The sequence below is a fragment of the Geomonas subterranea genome (genome assembly GCF_019063845.1).
GTDB lineage: Bacteria > Desulfobacterota > Desulfuromonadia > Geobacterales > Geobacteraceae > Geomonas > Geomonas subterranea.
The window spans coordinates 4,210,169-4,231,626 of the sequence record NZ_CP077683.1 but is presented as its reverse complement, the minus strand read 5'-3'; the positions used below and the strand labels follow the sequence as shown (position 1 = coordinate 4,231,626).

General features: G+C 63.0%; 16 protein-coding genes. 15 read left to right on the top strand and 1 reads right to left on the bottom strand.

The annotated features are described in order from the left end of the window. The first annotated feature begins 277 nt into the window (after positions 1 to 277). Entirely contained in the window at positions 278 to 1,132 is an 855-nt protein-coding gene (locus KP001_RS18510; protein ID WP_217287019.1) for a metallophosphoesterase, read from the top strand. Here KP001_RS18510 and KP001_RS18505 read toward each other — a convergent pair. After that, the gene (locus KP001_RS18505) at positions 1,129 to 1,839 is read right to left on the bottom strand and encodes a cytidylate kinase-like family protein (RefSeq protein WP_217287018.1); all 711 of its coding nucleotides are present in this window, start codon (positions 1,837 to 1,839) and stop codon (positions 1,129 to 1,131) included. The two genes, KP001_RS18510 and KP001_RS18505, sit on opposite strands and share 4 nt — an antisense overlap. 498 nt (positions 1,840 to 2,337) lie before the next feature. On the opposite strand from KP001_RS18505, the gene KP001_RS18500 reads away from it, so the two are divergent. The 14 genes from KP001_RS18500 to KP001_RS18435 all read left to right on the top strand — a co-directional run bounded on the left by KP001_RS18500 (position 2,338) and on the right by KP001_RS18435 (position 21,448). After that, positions 2,338 to 3,207 carry an EamA family transporter gene (locus tag KP001_RS18500; protein WP_217287017.1) on the top strand — a complete coding sequence of 290 codons (870 nt, stop codon included), beginning with the start codon at positions 2,338 to 2,340 and terminating at the stop codon, positions 3,205 to 3,207. A gap of 185 nt (positions 3,208 to 3,392) precedes the next feature. Then, positions 3,393 to 4,310 carry a glycosyltransferase family 61 protein gene (locus KP001_RS18495; protein ID WP_217287016.1) on the top strand — a complete coding sequence of 306 codons (918 nt, stop codon included), beginning with the start codon at positions 3,393 to 3,395 and terminating at the stop codon, positions 4,308 to 4,310. Between the two features lie 298 nt (positions 4,311 to 4,608). Beyond that, positions 4,609 to 6,444: a tetratricopeptide repeat protein gene (locus KP001_RS18490; protein ID WP_217287015.1), complete on the top strand. Its 1,836-nt coding sequence runs from the start codon at positions 4,609 to 4,611 to the stop codon at positions 6,442 to 6,444. A 153-nt stretch (positions 6,445 to 6,597) separates the two neighbouring features. Then, complete coding sequence (locus KP001_RS18485; RefSeq protein WP_217287014.1) at positions 6,598 to 7,818, top strand: tetratricopeptide repeat protein; 1,221 nt, start codon at positions 6,598 to 6,600, stop codon at positions 7,816 to 7,818. 561 nt (positions 7,819 to 8,379) lie between these two features. Continuing rightward, positions 8,380 to 10,458, top strand: coding sequence for an Lcl domain-containing protein (locus KP001_RS18480; RefSeq protein WP_217287013.1), 2,079 nt, complete (start codon positions 8,380 to 8,382; stop codon positions 10,456 to 10,458). Between the two features lie 295 nt (positions 10,459 to 10,753). Beyond that, on the top strand, positions 10,754 to 13,099 hold the full coding sequence (locus tag KP001_RS18475; protein ID WP_217287012.1) for a glycosyltransferase family 2 protein: 2,346 nt from the start codon (positions 10,754 to 10,756) through the stop codon (positions 13,097 to 13,099). A 246-nt stretch (positions 13,100 to 13,345) separates the two neighbouring features. Next, positions 13,346 to 14,059: an acylneuraminate cytidylyltransferase family protein gene (locus KP001_RS18470; protein ID WP_217287011.1), complete on the top strand. Its 714-nt coding sequence runs from the start codon at positions 13,346 to 13,348 to the stop codon at positions 14,057 to 14,059. A gap of 2 nt (positions 14,060 to 14,061) precedes the next feature. After that, entirely contained in the window at positions 14,062 to 15,099 is a 1,038-nt protein-coding gene (locus KP001_RS18465; RefSeq protein WP_217287010.1) for an N-acetylneuraminate synthase family protein, read from the top strand. Then, on the top strand, positions 15,092 to 16,225 hold the full coding sequence (gene neuC / locus KP001_RS18460) for a UDP-N-acetylglucosamine 2-epimerase (protein ID WP_217287009.1): 1,134 nt from the start codon (positions 15,092 to 15,094) through the stop codon (positions 16,223 to 16,225). Before KP001_RS18465 ends, neuC begins: the two co-directional genes overlap by 8 nt. Further along, complete coding sequence (hisF, locus tag KP001_RS18455) at positions 16,222 to 16,977, top strand: imidazole glycerol phosphate synthase subunit HisF (RefSeq protein ID WP_217287008.1); 756 nt, start codon at positions 16,222 to 16,224, stop codon at positions 16,975 to 16,977. Before neuC ends, hisF begins: the two co-directional genes overlap by 4 nt. After that, positions 16,974 to 17,606 carry an imidazole glycerol phosphate synthase subunit HisH gene (hisH, locus tag KP001_RS18450; protein WP_217287007.1) on the top strand — a complete coding sequence of 211 codons (633 nt, stop codon included), beginning with the start codon at positions 16,974 to 16,976 and terminating at the stop codon, positions 17,604 to 17,606. Before hisF ends, hisH begins: the two co-directional genes overlap by 4 nt. Before the next feature lie 161 nt (positions 17,607 to 17,767). Beyond that, entirely contained in the window at positions 17,768 to 18,979 is a 1,212-nt protein-coding gene (locus KP001_RS18445) for an N-acetyl sugar amidotransferase (protein ID WP_217287006.1), read from the top strand. Continuing rightward, positions 18,969 to 19,946: a class I SAM-dependent methyltransferase gene (locus KP001_RS18440; protein ID WP_217287005.1), complete on the top strand. Its 978-nt coding sequence runs from the start codon at positions 18,969 to 18,971 to the stop codon at positions 19,944 to 19,946. Before KP001_RS18445 ends, KP001_RS18440 begins: the two co-directional genes overlap by 11 nt. Further along, the gene (locus KP001_RS18435) at positions 19,943 to 21,448 is read left to right on the top strand and encodes a B12-binding domain-containing radical SAM protein (protein ID WP_217287004.1); all 1,506 of its coding nucleotides are present in this window, start codon (positions 19,943 to 19,945) and stop codon (positions 21,446 to 21,448) included. The genes KP001_RS18440 and KP001_RS18435 overlap by 4 nt, the downstream gene beginning before the upstream one ends. The last annotated feature ends 10 nt before the right edge of the window (positions 21,449 to 21,458 follow it).

Genomic DNA, 21,458 nt, shown 5'->3' with positions numbered 1-21,458 from the left:
CCCCCCTCCTTCTTCAAGAAAGGCCATGATAACGTCCGGCAATGGGGAAGTCAAAAGGTGTCGGCGAGAGGAGGGGGGCGGCGCGGCCTTCGCCGGGATCAGCCTGCCGCTGTAGGGGCAAATAATATTTGCCCAGCCAAAGCGTCCCCCGCCGACGCCGATGGCGAGCAGGGTCAGGGGCGTAACAGACGGGCGAATAATTATTCGCCCCTACAGGGTGTATGGCAGCCTGGAGGCACCTTGGGTATAATCTCCGGCTGATTCTGGGGGAGCGTTCATGGCAGCTATCAGCAGGCGTGCATTCCTGGCCGGCGGGATCGCCTTCTTCCCGTACCTCTACTACCAGAGGGTTTCGGTGGCGGTGCGGCGCTACCGGGTGCCGGTGCAAAACCTCCCGACAGGTTTCCACGGCTTCACCATCCTGCATATAACCGACCTGCACGGCAAGGAGTTCGGCGAGCGCGGCGAGAGTCTGCTGGCGATCCTGCGTGGGTTATCCTTCGACCTCGTGGCCGTCACTGGAGACCTGGTGCTGAGGACCGCGCCGAGCCTGAACCCGGCCCTCGAACTGGTCAGGGGGATTGGCCGGTTTTCCAAGAGCCCGGTGTTCTCGGTGAGTGGCAACCACGAGTGGAGGGCGCAACTGGCGCCTCAAGTCAACGCAAAACTGGAGCAGGCTGGGGTCCGGGTCCTGAAGAACGAAGCGGAGATGCTGCAGAGAGGGGAGGACCGGCTCTGGGTGGTCGGGGTGGACGACCCGGTGACCGGGAGGGCCAGCCTGACAGAGGCGCTGCCCCATGCCGATGCCCGTGCACCGCGCCTGTTGCTGGCCCACGCGCCGCACCTCTTCCCGCAGGCGGCGCAGGCTGGCGTGGACCTGATGCTGGTTGGTCACACCCACGGTGGCCAGATCCGCTTCCCCTTGATCGGCGCTCCCTACATTCCCTCCATGGGCTACCTGCCAAAGTGGGATTACGGCCTGTACCGCCAAGGAAAGAGCACCATGATCGTCAACGGCGGCCTGGGGGAGAGTTGGTTCCCGATCCGCTTCAACAACCCTCCCGAAGTGGCGCTGGTGACCCTGCTTCCTTTGGAAACGGCCGGGGGAGCCGAAAAGGGAGGCTTGGGCTAGTCGCGCGTCTGCGGCATGACCACGTCGGCCATGATCTCCGCGATCCGCCCGGCGGACAGGCGGGCGTTGTTGAAGACGAGGTGGTACAGGGTCGGGTCAGCGATGTCGCGCCCCAGGAAATCCTTGAGAAAGGCATCGCGCTGGCGCTGCTTTTCGGTCACCATGTCCTGCGCCTGGTCGGCGGAGAGCCCGCACCGGGCGGCGACCGACTTCACCTTGAAGCTCATCGGGGCGATGATCCTGAAGTGGTAGCAGTTGCCGGTATTCTGGGTCAGGATGGAAGCCCCCCTCCCCACCAGGATCACGTTCCCTGCGGTGGCCAGTGCCACGATCTGGCGACAGAGCAACCGGTAGTAGTCCTTGTCGCTCTTCCAGTGCGAAGAAAAGGTGGAGAGCATGTCGTCAAGGAACCGGTTCTTGGTGCCCAAGTTGTTAAGGATCCCTTCCGCGAGGTTGTGGTCCTTGACGACCGCGTCGAGCAGGGCCCGGTCCATCACCACCCAGGGCTTGCCGCTGCGCTTCTCAAGGATACCCTGCAGCCTTTCGGCGACGGGGTACCCCTCGCAGCCGAACTCCCGGGTCAAGGTCACCGTCGGGTTGGCCCGCTCCACATCGGAAAAACCGTGCTCATGCAGGTTCCGCCGCCCTACCTCCATCAATCCCCGCAACCTCTGTTCAATCGACGGGATCAAAACGTTCTTGCCCATGACGACGCCCTCCTGAACTGTTAACTGTCTAGGCCGACGTCTTTAATTAGGCCGCAGTTTTCCCTGGCGTCAACAGCACTGCTGTTTTTTGTGCGCAGCAGAACTGCAAATTTTCGTACCCTTCCCGCATTTTTACCAAGGCAAATCCCCCCTGCCCCCCTTCGCAAAGGGGGGAACGCCAGTTCAAGTGCAACGCTTCGTGGAAACATACCGGGAACACGACACGTTCCGGTGAGCGCCGCGAGCAGCAGCTTTTCCCGGGATTCCCATGCTGGCAACCTGAGTCCCCCCCTCCCCCTGCGGGAGGGGGTAGGGGTGGGGTAAGGTGCCATCATTACCATTCCTTGCGGCTTCACCCACCCCCGGCCCCCTCCCGTCAAGGGAGGGGAGGTGATAAGGGGGGCGGCTTCCCCCGGCAACTCAGCGGAGTCTTTGAACTTAATCCACGCTCCACCTCGTGGTGCTGCGCTCTGCGTTTTTTCCGTTATCATTAGCGCCATGACGCCGCTATGGTTCCCGCTCACCGTTATGTCCGCCTTCTTCCTCGCCACCAGCGATGCAACCACCAAGCGCGCCCTGACCGGCAGGAATGAATACCTGGTCACCTGGCTGCGCATCGTACCTACCCTGCCGCTCTTTCTGATCCCGCTTCCCTTTATCCCGATTCCGAAGCTGGGGGACGACTTCTATTTCTGCATCTTCACCGGCCTTCCACTGGAGGCGGTCGCCATCGTCCTCTACACCAAAGCCCTAAAGCTCTCGCCGCTGTCGCTCACCCTGCCGCTGCTCTCCCTGACACCGCTTTTACTGCTGGTGGTCCCGTACCTGCTGCTGGGAGAAAGGATCTCCCCTATGGGAGGCGCCGGGATCCTGCTCATTGCACTGGGTGGCTACCTGCTCAACTCCGGCAGGGGTGAAACCGGGGTGCTGGCGCCGCTGAAGGCGCTGGCCAGGGAGAAGGGGGCGCTGTGCATGCTGGGGGTTGCCACCATCTACAGCCTCACCTCGACCTTGGGCAAGCGCGCCATAGCCGCCTCCTCTCCACTGTTTTTCGCGGCCGTCTACCTGCCGCTATTGGTACTCTTCCTCACCCCGTTCGCCCTCTACAAGTCCCGCGGAGAGCTGCGCCCGGTGCTGCGGAACGGCACGGCCAAAGCCGTGGTGCTCCCCGCCGTCTGCTACGCACTCCAGGCCCTCACCCACGTTTTTGCCGTCAACCTCACCAACGTCGCCTACATGATCGCGGTAAAAAGGCTAAGCCTCCTCTTCGGCGTGCTCTACGGCCACTACCTGTTCAAGGAGAAAGGGGGCATCGTCTCCACCATCATCATGCTGGTTGGCGTCTTTCTCATCGTGGCAGGGGGATAACGGCCGGTTCTACGTTCTACGTTCCAGGTTAAACGCTGCTGGCCATGGCGCGCTCACCTCTGCTTCGTGGGCATCCCCCCCCGGCCAAAAACTTGCCTCCGCGGCCGTTGACTCTTCACGTCGTTCGGACGGAACGGATTTTGCTCCGGCATCCGTCAACCCATCGCCCCCCCGGAGGCAGATTAATGTACCAGGTGTTCAACGGCTGCGCCGGCAGCCCCAGTGGCCCCAGCTTGTTCAGGGACGCCTTCCTCTTCGGTGAGGAGGGAATCCCGCTGCAGGGAAACCGCATCATCAACCGCTTCGTCAACTACCCCAACGACCAGATCCTCATCTGGCTCATGCAGCATCAAAACCGCAAGCTGGTCTCCCTCGACGGGGTCGTGCTGCCGCTCTACGGCGACTGGAGCTACAACTTCTGGCACTGGTGCACCGAGATGCTTCCCGTCGCCTATGCCGCCCACGAAGCCGGCTTCAGCGGGACCTACCTGGTGCCCCAGCCCCCCTTTGCCGCGGAGTCGCTGCAACTGCTGGGAATCCGGGCCGACCGGATCAGGGTAGCGGAAGCGTTGGACTACCATCTCGAGTGCATGTACCTGCTGCGCAAGACCACCGGTCACGACCCTGCCACCATGGAAATACGGGGGAGGATCCGCGAGGCGCTCCGCGCGCACTTCGCCCGCACCGAACCGCGCCGCCACCTCTACATCACCCGCAACTCGCACCCCGACACCATGAGAAAGGTGGTCAACGAAGAGGCACTCCTGGCGCTACTGCAGCGCTTCGACTTCCTGACGCTGCGCATGGAGGAGCTCTCCCTCTCAGACCAGCTTGCCCATACCTGCAACGCCGCGACGCTCCTCGGCCCCCACGGCGCCGGCATAACCCATTGCGCCTTCATGCCGGAGCGCTCCATGGTAATCGAGCTATTTCCTCCCACCTACATAACCCCGTGCAACATCCTTCCGTGCCACCGGTTGCGCCACCGCTACTTCCAGCTCACCAGTTCCTGCCATTACAAGGGGTACCAGCACGGCTACGACATCGAGGTGAACCTGCCGATGCTGGAGATGATCTTGGAAAAGGAGTTGTCGGGTTATTGACTCTCGTGGGGCGGCGCTTGTTTCAAAAATTTGACCAGGCTGCAGATTGCTGACGTCACGGCATCTCTCCGCCGCCATGGACGCGGCCAAAACCCGTGGATATCGTTTGCATCTCCCGCCCCCCGGAGCACGGGGCGCAGCCGGAGCGGGGACTCCCCCCTGCCGCCGCCACCATGCTTGAGCGGACATGCCGGCGCTGGCATGGCAGTTGCTTCCCTCACCCCTGTTTACCCCGTGTCCTCGATCACCTGCCCGACACGGGTACCCGCAGTCCATCAAACCCGAAATGGAGAATTACATGAGCCAGTTAGTCACCCGCCCCAGCGGCGCGATCGCCGTTATGGAGAATGGACCGCTTGTTTCCGCCATAGTCGTGACCCGGGACAGGGAAGCGCACCTGAGGGAATGCCTCGGCGAGCTGATGGAGCAGACGGTGGCTAGCAGGATGGAGGTAATCGTCGTCGACGCCGGCTCGACGCAGTGCGAATGGGCGGTGGTGGCGGACCTGCAACAGCGTTACGCCAACCTGGCGGCGCTGAAACTCCCCTCCGGGGCGGCGGCACGCGGGATCAACATGGCGCTCAAGATGGCATCCGGAAAGTACCTGACTATTCTCGACGCGACTGACCGCCTGAAGCGGGACGCGTACGAACAGCTGACCGCAGCCCTGGAGCAAGACTCCGCGGCCATGGTGGCGTACGGCGACACCTGTTTCACAGCTATCGCCCATGAGAGCTTTGCCAACCACACCAGCTACGGCAAGGTGATCTGGCCTGACTACACCCCGCAACAGCTCTCCCAGCTCTCTGAAGTCGCTCCTCACCCGCTTTGGCGCAGGGAGGTGCACGACAGCGTCGGCTATCTCCCGGAGGGGTACCCGAGCCACGGGCTGCGCGAGTTCCTGCTCAAGGTGGTGCAGCGCTTCCGCATCCAGCACATCGCCGAATTCACCGGCTTGAAACTGATCGCCGCCGTCCCGCAATCGGCCCCCCAACAGGCGCCGCAGCCGGTGGAGGTACGGAGCACTCCTACCGCCGCGGCGCAGCCGGCCACGTCACCACTGCAGAGCGAGCCGGTCACAGCACCTTTGCAGAGCGAGCCGGCGCCGATGCCGGTGACGGAGCCACTCCCCGCAGCGGGTGCGGAAGACGCCTACGCCGCTCTGCGCCCGCAACTCTCCGGCGACGACCTGGAGCAGGCTGCGGCAGCGCTGCGGCAGCACCTTGCCAGCTACCCCGGGCACGCCGTGGCCCATAACGATCTCGCCGCCGTGAGCTATCAACTGGGGTATACCGACCAGGCCCTGCTGCATTACCGCGAGGCGGTGGCCCTGGAGCCGGACGAGGACGTCTACCTGAAGAACCTGGCCGACCTCCTCTACGTCGACATGGGGCAAACCGACGAGGCGATCAACATCTACTTGAAACTGCTCGAGAGATCGCCGCGCGACGTGGAGACACTGCTGAACCTCGGCATCATCTGCGAAGGGGTCGGGCAGCCCGAGGCCGCCGAGTCGTTCCTGCAAAGGGCGCTCGAAATCGAACCCGCCAACATGGCGGTGCGCGAGCGGCTCTCCGAACTGAGGCAAAATGCCTCCGCGCCGGCGGCACCGGCTACAGCGGCGACAGCCACAACACCGGCGGCAGCCGCCGAGGAGGAGGACGATTTGACAGCTGAAGACCACTACCTGAAATCCCAGGAACTTGTGAACCGTGGGGATCTGGCCGGGGCCGAGCAGAAGTTGCAAGGCATCGTGGCGCTCTATCCCGAGTTCGCGCCGGCCTACAACGATCTCGCCGTGCTCGCCTATCAAAAAGGGGACAAGGACACCGCCCGCCGCAACTACGAAAAGGCGGCCGCGCTGGCTCCGGGCAACAACACCTTCCAGAAGAACCTCGCCGATTTCTATTTCGTCGAAGGGTACGACGTGGATGGCGCCATCAACATCTACCTGGACCAGCTCAGGAAGGAGCCCCTCAACATCGAGACACTGATGAGTCTCGGTAAGATCTGCGCCATCCTGGACCGCCCCGAGGAGGCCGAGACCTTCTACGGCAAGGTGATCCACCTGGAGCCCTGGAACCGCGACGCCCGCGAGTGCCTCGACACCCTGAAGCAGGCCGCCAACTCCTAGAGAGGCAGGCGCGCCAACGAAACGACAAAAACGCCCGGTCGGCCTGGAAGCGCAACCGGGCGTTTTCATTCATCACTGCAATTTCGATTAAAGTTTCGAGCGCCGGATGCCGATACGACAGGTGGCTAATGAGTATCTAGCACGGAGGATGTTATGGCAACCCAGAAGACAGCCTGGGACTACCTGGGCGACATGTTCGACACGCTGACCTCGCAGGACAGCATGAAGGCCCAGGCGGCGACCAACGCCATGGCCAACGGTGCGGGCTATTTCCAGAAGAAGGACTACGCCCGGGCAGCCAGCGAGTTCAAGCGCGCCATCTCCCTCGATCCGACCAACGCGCAGTCGTACAACTACCTGGCCAACGCCTACCTGGCGCAAAAGAAGTACGACGAGGCAATCAAGACCTACAAGACATCCCTCACCATCGACCCGACCCAGGACTCGGTGCACACCAACCTCGGCAACATCTACCTGCAGCAGAAGAAGTACAACCTGGCCGAAAAGGAGTTCAAGGACGCGGCGCGCATCAATCCGAGCGACATGGTGGCGCCCTATACCCTGGGACAGCTCTACCTGCAGACCAACCGGCTACCGGAGGCGGAGGCTCAGTTCAAGAAGGTCTCCAAGATGGCTCCCACCGATCCCAACCCCTACTACAGCCTTGGGGTGACCTACAACAAGGAAGGGAAATTCCAGGACGCCGTGAAGCAACTCACCCAGGCCATCAAACTAAGGCCGAAGATGGCAGCGGCCCACTTCGAGCTCGGCGTAGCGTATGCCGCGCTCGGGGATACAACCAGCGCGCAGTCCGAAGTCGACACGCTCAGCAGGCTTGACGCGGCACAGGGAGAACTGCTGAAAAGGACCATAGCGAAGCCCAAGATGGTCGCTGGAGGCGGCGGCGAACTCGACACCTTTTTCCCGATCTTGCAGAAACCGCAAGACCTCCCGGAGGTGGGTTACGACCCGTACCAGCTCATGTTGCTGGACGTCACCAACCTCTCCACCCCAAATTCGTCCAAGGCCTTCAGCCTGACCTTCTACTTCGATTCGAAGATGGACCCCCAATCGGTACAGGACGTGACCAACTGGACCATCACCAAGGCAAGCGGCGGGGCGGCGGGGTATTACAACAACCTGCAGCCGGTTCTCCCCACCGAAGCCTATATCCCGCAAAACCCCATGACCGTGAGCTATGATTCTGATGCACAGAGCGCGACTGTCACCTTCATGCTGAGCCAGAACGACACGAACAACGCCACCATCGACTCTGCACACATGGTCTTCAAATTTTCAGGAAAGGACATAACGGGAAAGATGATCGACCCAACTGCTGACGAGTGGGATTACGCCGCCTCCACCACATTCTAAGTGTGATTCAGTACAGCCACCCACGAGGCGCCCGTCCCTGACGGGCGCCTTTTCATTTTCCCGCTCCCCCTTGCCTCCCCTGCCCTCAAAAGGAGTACCATCACTGGTGCATTAACTGCCGATCAACCCTGTCCCGCCATGCAGCAGTCCCCGGCGCGTTCGCTCTGCCGGGTTCCGGGGCGCCCCCATCCCCCCCGACTTCTAGTATGAGCAAGAACCTTCAATCCTCCCAGAGACTTTGCGGGTCCGAGGCGGGGGAGGCCGAATCCTTCCATTCACTCCCGCATTTCACCCATTACTGGCGGCAATCGCCGCTTCCCACTGCGCATCACCTGAACAATTCCGCTGTGCAATATTTGCACAATTCTGCGGTGTTTTGCCGTTGAACCACCATCCCCGAGAACACAACCTGCTGTTTTTTAAGGGTTACCCCTGGTGGCATGCGAATTGCCGACAAAGATGCGTCAACTTCTATTTGGCGCCTTGTTCAGCCGTTCCTTGTCCAGTCACTACCTTAGTCACAGCAACAGCAGTCATCATGAGATAAGGAGGCGCCTGACCGTGATCCAGAAACTTTCCCTGTTTTTGCTACTGACGTTGACGTTGTTGCGTCCACTCCACGTATACGCGGGCACTGTTGAGATCCCTCGGACAGGGCAGGCCGCAAGCTATGCTGCAGGGGATGACGGGGCTCTACAAACAGGCGTGGCGTGGCCTATTCCTCGTTTTACCGATAACGGCGATCAGACCATCACCGATAAACTGACAGGACTGATGTGGGAAAAAAACGCCTATAAAGGGAACTATGATAAAGCTGCCAATGGGGTCATAGTGGGGACATCCACCTGGCAAACAGCGTTGGATACCGCGGCATACTACAATAGCATCAGCTACTTAGGGCACAGCGACTGGCGTCTGCCAAACATCAACGAGCTCAAGAGCCTTGTCAACATCGGAGCGCCGGACCAGTCCCAATGGTTGATGTCGCAAGGGTTCGCAAACGTTCTTAGCCAGCATTACCGGACGTCAACCTCCCCTTCTATGATGGTAAACATGGCTGACGGCGGCGTCGCCACTAACCTATACAGCTATGCCTGGTTTGTGCGCGGTGCGGGACCCGGTGTTGTGGCGCTGCCTGAAACGGGTAGACAGACCTGTTCCGGGAGTGACGGTTCCTGGCGGGCATGCAGCGGCACTGAAGATGCCAACTTGCGAATGGGAATCGAATGGCCGGATCCCCGTTTTACCGATAACAGCCTCGCGAATCCAGCGGACCTGACCCTCTTAGACAACCTGACCGGGCTGGTATGGCCTAAAAATGCCGGACTGGCCGGCAAGATGACGTGGCAGCAAGCGCTTGACTTCATCGAGACCCTGAACAGCACCAACTACCTTGGGTATAATGACTGGCGTCTGCCAAATCTTAACGAACTGCAAACGCTTTCCCACGCCCAGTATTCCGACTATTTCAAATATCATGTCTTCCTCAATTACCAGCTCGGATATTACTGGTCATCCAGTACCTACGCGAAAAACACCATCGGCGCCTGGGTTAAGGCTTCTGGCAGCTTTTATACCAGTTGGGTTGCTAAAACCTCGTTGCAGTACGTCTTGCCAGTTCGGGGCGGGGGACCCGGTCTGAGGACACCAGTCATCAACTGGACCAAACCTTACGATATCGTTTACGGGACGCCTATTGCTGCGGTTCAACTGAACGCTACGACTGATGTTGAAGGAACGTTCGTCTACACGCCAGTTGCAGGCACGGTGCTCGATGCGGGAACCCACACACTGAGTGTAACGTTTACACCTTCCGATACTGCACGTTACAAAACCTCAACGAAGACAGTGACCATCAACGTCGTCAAGGCGACCCCCGCCATCACTTGGGCGGACCCGGTGGACCTCGTGTACGGTGCAGCTCTTTCAACAACACAACTCAACGCCACGGCCGACGTTGCCGGTGCATTTTTCTACTCACCTGCGGCGGGCACCGTGCTGAACGCGGGGCCCAATACGCTGACCGTTATCTTCACGCCTGCAGATACCGCCAACTATACGATTGCAGCTGCCACTGTCGGGCTGACGGTACTCAAGGCCGACCAGACCATGGTTTTCCCAGCAATAGCTACCAGATCCGTAGGTGATCCCGACTTCGATCCGGGCGCTACCGCTAGTTCAGGGCTTGCGGTCAGCTACACCAGCAGCGACAGCAGAGTGGCAAGCATCTCCGGAGGAATGATCCATATCATCGGTGGAGGCACCGCTACTATAACTGCTTGGCAAGCCGGGGACGCTAACTACAATCCCGCCTCACAAACACAGCCCCTGAAGGTCACCGGGCGCCCCTCGAAAAAACCGGCGCTCACTATCAACGCACCTGCCGATGGTACTGTCACGAGCGACGCCTCTCTCAGCATCACAGGCAATGTCGACGGCCTCCATAAAAAAGACACGCTCATCATCAGCATAGCCAACAACGGCACTACAACTTCCGTCCCCGTTCAATTCGCCGTCCCCTCCGGCAACTTCAGCGGAGTCTTTTCGTTGGGAGGCGGAGAGAATGTGATAGAGATTGCGGCAACCAACCACTTTGGCACGACTTTCGACAGGCGAACGATCTTGTTGCGGGTTCCGTAAACGATTAAGATGTAGCGGGTTTGTTGCTGTAATAAGTGAAGAAGGGTTACTGCCACAGGCGGTGACCCTTTTTTAACGAGGGCGCCAGGCACGAAGTAGCAGGTACCGGCGGCGCGGCCGGGTGCTGGAAGCTGCCGTTGCCCCCTCCCGTCAAGGGAGGGGGAGGCGTCGCACGCCTATTCTGACAGCGCTCCCCGGGCTCGTGGCATGTTAACTGCAAACTTCCCAGGACCGGCCACGGCGACACAGCCGTCCCTCTGCAGCACGAGCGCCACCCACGGGATAAGGACGATACATGCAAGGTATCACCATAGTCACCCCCTCCCTGAACCAGGCCACGTACCTGGAGCAGTGCATCGATTCCATCCTGAGCCAGAACTATCCCGACCTGGAATACATCATCATGGACGGCGGCAGCACCGACGGCTCCGTGGAGATCATCAGGAAGTACGAGAAGTACCTTGCCTACTGGCAGAGCGCGCCGGACGGCGGCCACTACCAGGCCTTGAACGCCGGCTTCAAGCGCTCGACCAGGCCGGTCATGGGATGGCTGAACGCGGACGACATGCTGCACAAGGGGGGTCTTACCGTGGTGGGGGAGGTGTTCGACAAGCTGCCGCACGTCGAGTTTCTGACCGGCAGGAGGGTCGGCTTCGACGGCGACGGGAAGCTGCACCCCTTCGAGTACATGACCCAGACCTGGTGCCACGACCAGATGCTGAGCGAGGAACTCCTGTACGGCTACTGCCTCATGGTGATGCAGGAAGGGACCTACTGGCGCAGGAGCCTCTGGGACCGCGCCGGGGGCGCCCTCAACATCGAGTACAAGCTCGCCGCCGACTTCGACCTCTGGATGCGCATGAGCCGTCTCTCCCCTCTGTACTCTGTGGACGCGCTCACCGGCGGGTTCAGGATGTACAGCTCGGAGCAGCGCTGCAACAAGCACCGCGACCAGTACATGGACGAGTGCAAGAAGGTGATCGACCGGGAACTTGCCCTGCAACTCCCCGCCGAGCCGCACCGCTCCAGCGCGCCGCCGCTGATCCGCTACCCGATCCGGGACTTCTCGCCCCCAAGCGTCATCGTGCCACGCCAGTTGCCGCGGCTCTCCATCGTCACTCCCTCCTACAACCAGGGCGAATACCTGGCGGAATGCCTCGACTCGGTGCTGAGCCAGGGGTACCCGAATCTCGAGTACATCGTCATGGACGGGGGCAGCAGCGACGGTTCGATCGAGATCATCAAGAAGTACGAAAAGCATCTCTCCTACTGGCAGAGCCGCCCGGACGGGGGGCACTACGCCGCGATCAACGAGGGTTTCCGGCGCGCCACCGGCGAGGTGCTCGCCTGGATCAACTCCGACGACAAGTACCACCCCGGCGCGCTGCACCTGGTCGGCGATGCTTTCCTCGGCTGTCCCGAGGTGGAGTGGCTCACCGGCAGCCCCACGCTCTGGGACAGCGACGGCAAGGCGGCCGGGTTTTCCTCGGAGCCGCCGGCCTGGAGCCGCGAGAAATACCTGCGCGGCGAGGTCAACGCACCATTCATCCAGCAGGAGTCGACCTTCTGGCGCCGCAGCCTCTGGGACAAGGCGGGGGGGCTCGATCCCGACTTTGCCCTCGCCGGGGACCTGGAACTGTGGGCCCGCTTTTTCCGCCACGCACGGCTGTACACGCTGCATGCGCCACTGGGCGGGTTCCGGAGCCGGCCCGGCGAGGGACAGCGCTCGGAGGCCCACCTGGAGCGCTACAACCAGGAGGCCGAGCGGGTCGTGATCCGGGAGCGGCATCTCTTTGGGGCGCAAGGGGCGCAGACGCTGGAGCCTCCTCCCCCGCCCCTGCAGGTGGCCGAGGTGGTGCGTCGCGCCGGCAGCCGCATCACGCCGGAAAACTTCGGCTTCTTCACCTATTCCAGGCGCCTCCACTTCCCCTGGTTCGAGAGGAATGCGGCGGGCCTCTCCGGGAGCAGCCGCCCCTCCGACTGCGACCTGAAGGGATACCAGGAACTCCTGATCTGCTCCTTCATCAGGGACAACATCCCGAAGGGGGCAAGGATCCTCAGTTTCGGAAGCCGTACCTCGGGAATCGTGCGCGCCTTGGAGCAGGAGTACGAGATGTGGAACCTGGACCGGCTGCGCACCGAAAGCGCGGACCTGCTGCAGCGCCCCGTGTACGGGATCAGGCTGGTGGACGGGGAGATCGGGGGCTTCAGCGAATTGCTCCCGGGGAACTATTTCGACTTCGTTTTCAGCGTCGGAGAGTGCGGAGAACTGCAGCATTCCGAGGAAGGGTGCCGCAGCATCGTGCGCGACGTGGAGCGGATGCTTAAGCCGGGCGCCATGGCGCTGCACTCCTTCAGGGTGGTGGCCCGGGGCGACCGCTGCACCGCTTCCCTCCTCATGGACCATCTGCGCCGGGAAGGGGCTCCGCTCAACCGTCCCGCCCCCTTGGAGCAGGTCCCCATCGACCCCTTCACCTTCGCGGTGTTGCGGCAAGGGACCGGCGCGGAACCGGAGCGGGAGTTCGCCTACAACATCCTGTGCCGCAAGGACCCGGCCGACCGGCGCATCCGCCCGCGGGAGACGCCGCCGCCACCGCTGCGACCGACCCGCCTCCGCCTGAACCTGGAGCGCCGGCCCTGATCGAAGGGGACAGGCACCTGCAGAGCCTGTCCCCTAGCGCACTGCTGCGGTCAACTTTTTGACCGCCAACCCGCCTTTCGAAAAAGCCCCGCGTTTCCCACCCGTTAGCACACCACCTCCTCTCTGGCACGTCCGTTGCAAATTTGGATTGCCGCACCAAAAGAGCACGCAGCGACATCATCCAACGGCCGGAGAGGAGTGCTTACCTCCCCCCGGAGTCAAATTAACGACAGGAAGGAGAGCCACTTGGCAGTCAGCGAAATCCTGGCCCTGATCACCGCCCGCGGCGGCTCCAAGGGAGTCCCGCGCAAGAACGTACGCCCCCTGGCGGGGAAGCCGCTGCTGGCTTGGAGCGCGGCGGCGGCCCTCAACGCGCAGACCCCTCTCAAGCTGGTTCTCTCCACGGATGACCCCGAGATAGCCGCGGCCGGCAAGGCCAGCGGCGCCGAGGTTCCCTTCCTGCGCCCGGCCGAGCTCGCCGGCGACACGGCGACCTCGGAGGCGGCGGTACGGCACACCCTGGACTGGCTCGCGGAGCACGAAGGGTACCGCCCGCGCCTCATCCTCCTGCTGCAACCCACCTCCCCGTTTCGTACCGCCGGTGATATCGACCGGGCGCTCGCCCTGCAGCGCGAGAAGGACGCCGACTCCGTGGTCAGCGTCACCGACAACGAGCGCCCGCCGCAGTGGCTGAGGCGCATCGGCGAGGATGGTTTGCTGAAGGAGATCGGCTCCACTCCCTACATCACCAGGCGCCAGGAGAGCGAGAAGCTGTACCGCTTCAATGGCGCCATCTACGTCATCAAAATCGGGGTCTTCCTGGAGGAGCGCACCTTCTACCCCAAGAACATGGTGCCCTACCTGATGCCCGCGGAGCGCTCGCTGGACATTGACAGCGAACTGGACTTCCTGATCGCCGACCTGCTCATGACCCACCGGATGCAGGAGAAAAGAGGATAAGCATGAGAGAATTCGACATCGCCGGACGCAAGGTCGGCGCGAACCATCCCCCGCTGGTGTTGGCGGAGATCGGCATCAACCACGAGGGGAGCCTGGAGAAGGCGATCCGTATGGTGGACGACGCCGCCGCGGCCGGCTGCGAATGCGTGAAGTTCCAGACCCACGTCATCGAGGACGAGATGATCCCGAATGACGTCATCCCGGGGAACGCCAAGGAGTCGATCTGGGACATCATGAAGCGCTGCGCCCTCACCGCGGCCGAGGAAGCGGAGCTGAAACGCTACGTCGAGGGGAAGGGGATCATCTTCCTGAGCACCCCCTTCTCGCGCGCGGCCGCGGTGCAGCTGGAAAAGCTCAATGTTCCCGCCTACAAGATCGGTTCGGGGGAGTGCAACAACTACCCGCTGGTCGAGCACATCGCCCGCTACGGCAAGCCCGTGATCCTCTCCACCGGGATGAACCCCATGGAGAACATCGCCCGCTCGGTCGCCATCCTCGAGAAGCACCGGGTCCCCTTCGCGCTCATGCACTGCACCAGCATCTACCCCACCCCCTACGACAAGGTGCGCCTGGGCGCGCTGGCCGAACTGCAGGAGGCCTTCCCCGGGGTCCCGGTCGGCCTTTCCGACCATTCGCTCAGCAACTACCCCTGCCTGGGCGCGGTTGCGCTCGGGGCTTCGCTGTTGGAGCGGCACTTCACCTCCGACAAGGGGTGGCCCGGGCCGGATATCGAGATCTCCATGGACCCCGTCGAGCTGAAAGAGCTCATCGAGGGGAGCCGCGCCATCTTCCTTGCGCGCGGCGGGCGGAAGGGGGTGCTCCCCGAGGAGCAGCCCACCATCGACTTCGCCTACGCCTGCATCGTCACCATCCGGGACATCGCGGCGGGGGAGACCTTCAGCTACGACAACATCTGGGTGAAACGCCCGGGGACCGGTGAAATCAAGGCGGAGCACTTCGAGACGGTGCTCGGCAAAAAGGCCAAGGTCGCGCTCAAGGCGGACCGCCAACTGGCATGGGAGCAGATCGACAATGGCTAGGAAGGTACTCTTTCTCACCGGGACCCGCGCCGACTTCGGCAAACTGAAGTCCCTGATGCACGCCCTGGACCGCGAGGAGGGCTTCGAGGTGCACGTCTTCGTCACCGGCATGCACGTCCTCCCCAAGTACGGCAACACCGGCGACGAGGTGGAGAAGGCCGGCTTCCAGCGCATCTTCAAGTTCATCAACCAGAAGTCCAACGACTCCATGGACAACATCCTGGCCAACACCATCCAAGGGCTCTCCAACTACGTCGACCTGACCAAGCCCGACCTCATGGTGATCCACGGGGACCGAGCCGAGGCACTGGCCGGCGCCATCGTGGGGGCCTTCAACAACATCCTGGTGGCCCACATCGAAGGGGGCGAGGTCTCCGGCACCATCGACGAATCGATCCGCCACTCCATCTCGAAGCTGGCCCATCTCCACTTCGTGGCCAACGACGAGGCCAAGGCGCGCCTGATGCGGATGGGAGAGCCCGGGGGCAACATCTTCAGCATCGGATCCCCGGACCTCGACCTCATGATGTCGGACGCGCTCCCCTCCCTCGCCGAGGTGAAGGAGCGCTACGAGATCCCCTTCGAGCACTACGGCATCTTCACCTACCACCCGGTCACCACGAGCCTCCACAACCTCTTGGCCAAGGTGAAGGAAGTGAAGGCGGCGCTCCTGGAATCGGAACGCGACTACGTGGTGATCTACCCGAACAACGACCCCGGCTCCGAGATCATCATCGAGGAGCTGGAGGCGCTCAGGGGGAACCCGCACTTCCGCATCTTCCCCTCGGTGCGCTTCGAGGCCTTCCTGGTCCTTTTGAAGCACGCCGACTTCATGATCGGCAACTCGAGCGCCGCGGTGCGCGAGGCGCCCTTCTACGGGGTCTGTTCCATCAACATCGGCACCAGGCAGGACGGCAGGTGCCACAGCGGCTGCATCCTCAACGTGCATGAGTCGCGCGTCGAGGTGCTGGAGGCCATCGGGCAGTGCGCCACCCAGCGCGGCGAACGCTCCACCCACTTCGGCAACGGCAACAGCACCGAACAGTTCGTGAACCTTCTGAAGGACCCGCGCCTTTGGGAAGTGAGCGTGCAGAAGCGCTTCGCCGACCACCCGGAGGCGGCATGATCAAGAAGCGATTGATCGCCAGGATCGACATCAAGAACGAGTTCGTGATCAAGGGGATCCACCTGGAAGGGGTGCGCAAGATCGGCGACCCGCACGACCTGGCCGTGAAGTACTACGAAGAGCGCATCGACGAGATCCTCTTCATGGACGCGGTGGCGAGCCTCTACGGGCGCAACAACCTGTTCGACATCATCGAGCGCTCCTGCCGGGACGTCTTCGTCCCCATCACCGTCGGAGGGGGCATCCGCACCATGCAGGACATCGAGCGCTCGCTGAAGGCGGGGGCCGACAAGGTGGCCATCAACACCCAGGCGGTCAAGACGCCGCAGTTCATCGCGGAGGCGGTGCGCACCTTCGGCTCGCAGTGCATCGTGGCCTCGGTGGAGGCCAAGCGCCACGGCACCGCCTGGGAGTCCTACTGCGACAACGGCCGCGAGCATACCGGCAAGGACGCCCTTTCCTGGTGCCGCGAGCTGGAGGAGCTGGGGGCGGGCGAGCTCCTGGTGACCTCGGTGGACACCGAGGGGACCAAGAAGGGGTGCGACCTGCAGCTGCTGCAGGCGGCGGCCAAGGACGCCGGCATCCCGGTGATCGGCTGCGGCGGCATCGGCAGCTGCGGCCACGTCCTCGACCTGTTCCAAAAGACCGCCTGCGACGCCGTCGCCGTCGCGTCCATCCTGCACTACAACCTGGCGGGTGTGGGCCAGATCAAGGAGGCCCTTCTCGCCGGAGGGGTCCAGGTACGTCCATGAAAAAACCGGGCATAGCCATAGTAGATTACGGGCTGGGAAACGTGAGGAGCATCGTGAACGGTGTGGAGAAGGTCGGCGGCGAGCCGATGCTGACCCGCGAGCCGTCCGAACTCCTGGCCGCGGACGGGCTGGTGCTCCCGGGAGTCGGTTCCTTCATTTCCGGCATGGAGCGCCTCACCGGGTGCGGGCTCATCGACTGCATCAGGGAGTACGCGGCCGGGGGCAAGCCGATGATCGGCATCTGCCTCGGCATGCAGCTCCTCTTCGACCGGGGCGAGGAGTTCGGCGTCACCGCCGGCCTTGCCCTGCTGTCCGGCGAGGTGAAGCTCCTGCCGGCGGTGGCGAAGCTCCCGCACATGGCGTGGAACGGCATCCTGCCGCCGCAGCCCGGGCGCTGGGACGGGACCCCCTTCGCCGGGGTGCGGCCGGGCGAGGACATGTACTTCGTGCACAGCTACGCCGCGGTGCCGGCCGAAGAGAGCGACATCCTGTCAATCACCGACTTCGGCGGGTACAACTTCGTCTCAGCCGTGCAGCGCGGCAACATCACCGGCTGCCAGTTCCACCCGGAGAAGAGCGGCGGCGCGGGCCTCGGCATCCTCTCCGCCTGGGTGGAGAGCTGCCGCTAGCCGTTTCCAACTCTCCCCCTCCCTTGACGGGAGGGGGCTGGGGGGTGGGTGAACCTGCCATTAGCACCAACGTGGCACCTACCCCCACCCCCTAACCCCCTCCCGCGGGGGAAGGGGGGACTTCTAAAACTGACCACGCTGACTGCAAAGGGGAAATATAGATGAGCGAGCATCTCGAGGCCTACTACGGCCTGCCCGAAGAAGTGAAGTTCTGCAAGCGCTGCGTGATCTCCAACCAGCGCCCGAGTTCCGTGGTGGAGTTCAAGAACCGCGGCACCGAGAAGAAGCCGACCATCGAGTTCGACGAGGAGGGTGTCTGCAGCGCCTGCACCTTCGCCGACATGAAAGAAAAGGTCATCGACTGGAAGACGCGCGAGGAGGAGCTGATCGAGCTCTGCAACCGGCACCGGAGCAAGGACGGCGGCTACGACTGCATCGTGCCGGGGAGCGGCGGCAAGGACAGCGCCTTCACCGCCCACATCCTCAAGTACAAGTACGGCATGAACCCGCTCACCGTGACCTGGGCGCCGCACAAGTACACCGAGATCGGCTGGCACAACTTCCAGAACTGGATCCACTCCGGCCTGGACAACATCCTCTACACCCCCAACGGCAAGCTGCACCGGCTGCTGACCCGGCTCGCCTTCGAAAACCTGGTGCACCCCTTCCAGCCCTTCATCATCGGGCAGCGCCTGATCGGTCCCCGCTTCTCGGGTCTGTACCGGATCCCGCTGGTCTTCTACGGCGAGAACCAGGCCGAGTATGGCAACAACATCAAGGAGAACGACCGCCCCACCATGGCCCCCTCCTTCTTCGAGACCACCCGCGACCTCGACTCGCTGTTCCTGGGGGGCGTCTCGGCCCGCGACCTGATCTCGCAGTACCAGGTCGACCCGCGCGACCTGAACCCGTACCTCCCCATCGACGGCAACGTGCTGCGCGAGGTGGGGACCGAGGTGCATTATCTCGGGTATTACCTGAAGTGGGACCCGCAGGAGTGCTACTACTACGCCTCCGAGCACACCGGCTTCCAGGTCAACGTGGAGCGCACCGAGGGGTCGTACTCCAAGTACAGCTCCATCGACGACCGCATCGATCCCCTGCACTACTACACCACCTTCATCAAGTTCGGTATCGGCCGGGCCACCTACGACGCGGCCCAGGAGGTGCGCAACCAGAAGATCACCCGCGAGGAGGCGGTCGCCCTGGTGAAGCGCTACGACGCCGAGTTCCCGGCCAAGTACTTCCACGAGATCCTGGAGTACATGGGGATCACCGAGGAGCGCTTCTGGGAGGTGATCGACAAGGCGCGCTCGCCGCACCTGTGGGAGCAGGTGAACGGGGAATGGAGGCTGCGCCACCATGTCTACTGAGCGCGGTGAAGCGGCGGTGCTGGAGGAGGAGGCCCGGGCCTTCAACCACCAGATCCACGAGAGGATGGCCCACGGCCACATCCCGGACCTGCGCCGGGCGCCGCGCTGCGAGTGGTTCATCAACAACCCCTGGCGCGACCCGGCCTACGTGAAGCTCGACTTCTACGAACAGTTCGAGCTGATCGAGAAGACCCTGCGCGACCAGCTCGGTGAGCGCGCGGCCCGCGTCCTGGAAATCGGCTGCGGCCCGGGCTACCTCAGCCTGGAGCTCTCCCGCGCCGGCCACCACGTCACCGGGATCGACCTTTCCCCCGCCTGCATCGAGGTGGCGCGCCGCATGGCCGACGAGGACCCCTGGCGGGGGGAGCGCGGCGGCCTCGCCTACCTCTCCGGCGACCTGTTCGCACATCCCGGGCTTGCCGTCGGGAGCTTCGATGCGGTAGTCTTCCTCGGCGCGCTGCACCACTTCCCGGACCAGGCAAGCGTCATGGCGCGGGTCAGAGAGCTCTTGCGCGTCGGGGGCATCGTGATCGCCCACGAGCCGACCCGCGACCGGGTCACCCGGGGCAACGCCGCCTTCTGCCACCTGCTCAGGACCCTGTTGTCCGCCGGCAACGGCTTCCACGCCGATTTCCCGGTCCCGGCGCCCGAGGCGGTCGAGGGTGAGATCGGCAAGCTCTTCGCCAACATGCGCTACGAGACCGAGGATGCAGAGAAGCTCCAGTCCCCCAACGACAACGAGGCAGGCTTCCGCGAGATGCATAAGGCGCTGTCGGGCACGTTCAAGGAACTGGTCCTTAAGGAGCGCTACGCCTTCTTCCACGAGTTCATCGGCGGGCTCAGGTTCGACGAGGAAAAGAACCGCGCCCTGGCCCGCTACCTGCGCGACATGGACGCGCGCCTGGTCGAGCTGGGAGTTTTGCAGTCCACCGAATTCTTCTTCGTGGGAGTGAAGGGAGAACAATGAAGAACGTCGTCCTGGTATACCCGAAGATGGGGATGGCGGGGAGCGTCCTGGTGCGCCACCTGCCCCTGAGCGTGCTGTACGCGGCGGTTGACACCATCAAGAGCGGGATACGGGTCGACATCGTCGATGTCCGCCTCTCCCCCGCCACCTGGCACGAGGACATCGCCCGCCTGGTCACCGAGGAGACCCTCCTGGTCGGCCTGAGCGTCATGACCGGCCCCCCCATCAAGAACGCGCTGGAGATCTCGCGCTGGCTCAAAGCCGAGCACCCGGACCTCCCGGTCGCGTGGGGCGGCCCGCATACCACCTTCAACGCCCTGGAGGTCTTCGACGAGCCGAGCATCGACTTCGTCATCAAGGGGTACGGCTCGCTGCCGCTCTCCCGGCTGGCCAGGCGCCTGCGGGGCGACGCGGACGCCCCCCCCTTCGACGCCATCCCCGGGCTCATGTATCGCACGGGAAGCGGGGTGCGCGAGGTCCCCCCCGAGGCGAGCTTCGAGATGGTGGACTACCGCGACATCCCCTACCACCTGGTCGAGCAGGACCTCGGCCACTACGGGCAACTGGACAGCAGCGAGCGGATCTTCCCCATGTACAGCGCGCTCGGCTGCCCCTACCGCTGCGCCTTCTGCTCCTCGCCGGCCCAGTACCGGGACATGGCGCAGAAGTACCGCCACCTCCCCGCCGCGCACGTCGCCGACCACGTCCAGTTCGTGCACCAGAAGTACGGCGCCACCTACATCTACTTCATCGACGACGACTCCTTTGTGAACCTCGAACACGTGGAGCAGGTGATCGACGAGATCCAGCGCCGCGGCATCAAGGTGGGGCTCGGTTTCCGCGGGGCGCGCATCAACGAGATCGTGCGCATGAGCGACGCCTACCTGACCAAGCTGGCCCAGGCCGGCACCAACATCCTCCACATCGGCGCCGAGTCCGGCTCCCAGCGGATGCTCGACCTTATGCACAAGGACTGCACCGTGGAGCAGATCGTCGAGGTGAACCGGAAGCTGGCCCGGCACCCCGAGATCAAGGCGGCCTACAACTGGCTGGTGGGGATCCCCGGGGAAACCATGGAGGACCTGAGGCTCACCAGGGAACTGATGATGCGTCTCATCGACGACAACGCGAGCGCCCTCATCTTCATTCCCAACAAGTACCGCCCCCTGCCGGGCACCGAGCTTTACGCGCTCGCCGTGCAAAGCGGCTACCGCAAGCCGCAGCGGCTGGAGGACTGGGTGGAAATCGAGGCCGAAGGGGATTACACTCCCCCCTGGTACAGTGAACAGCAGGAACGTGAGATCAGGATGATCCAGATCTGCTCCTACTTCATCGACGGCAAGATCAACAAGGTCGACACCGGCAACACGTTGAAGTTCAGGATCACCCGCCTGTTGGCGCTCTTCTACGCGCCTTTCGCGCGGCTGCGCGTTCGCCACGGCATTTCCGCCCTGCTGCTCGAATCCGCCGCCTTCAACTTTTTCACCTCCAGGTTCCGCTAGTCCGGGAAAG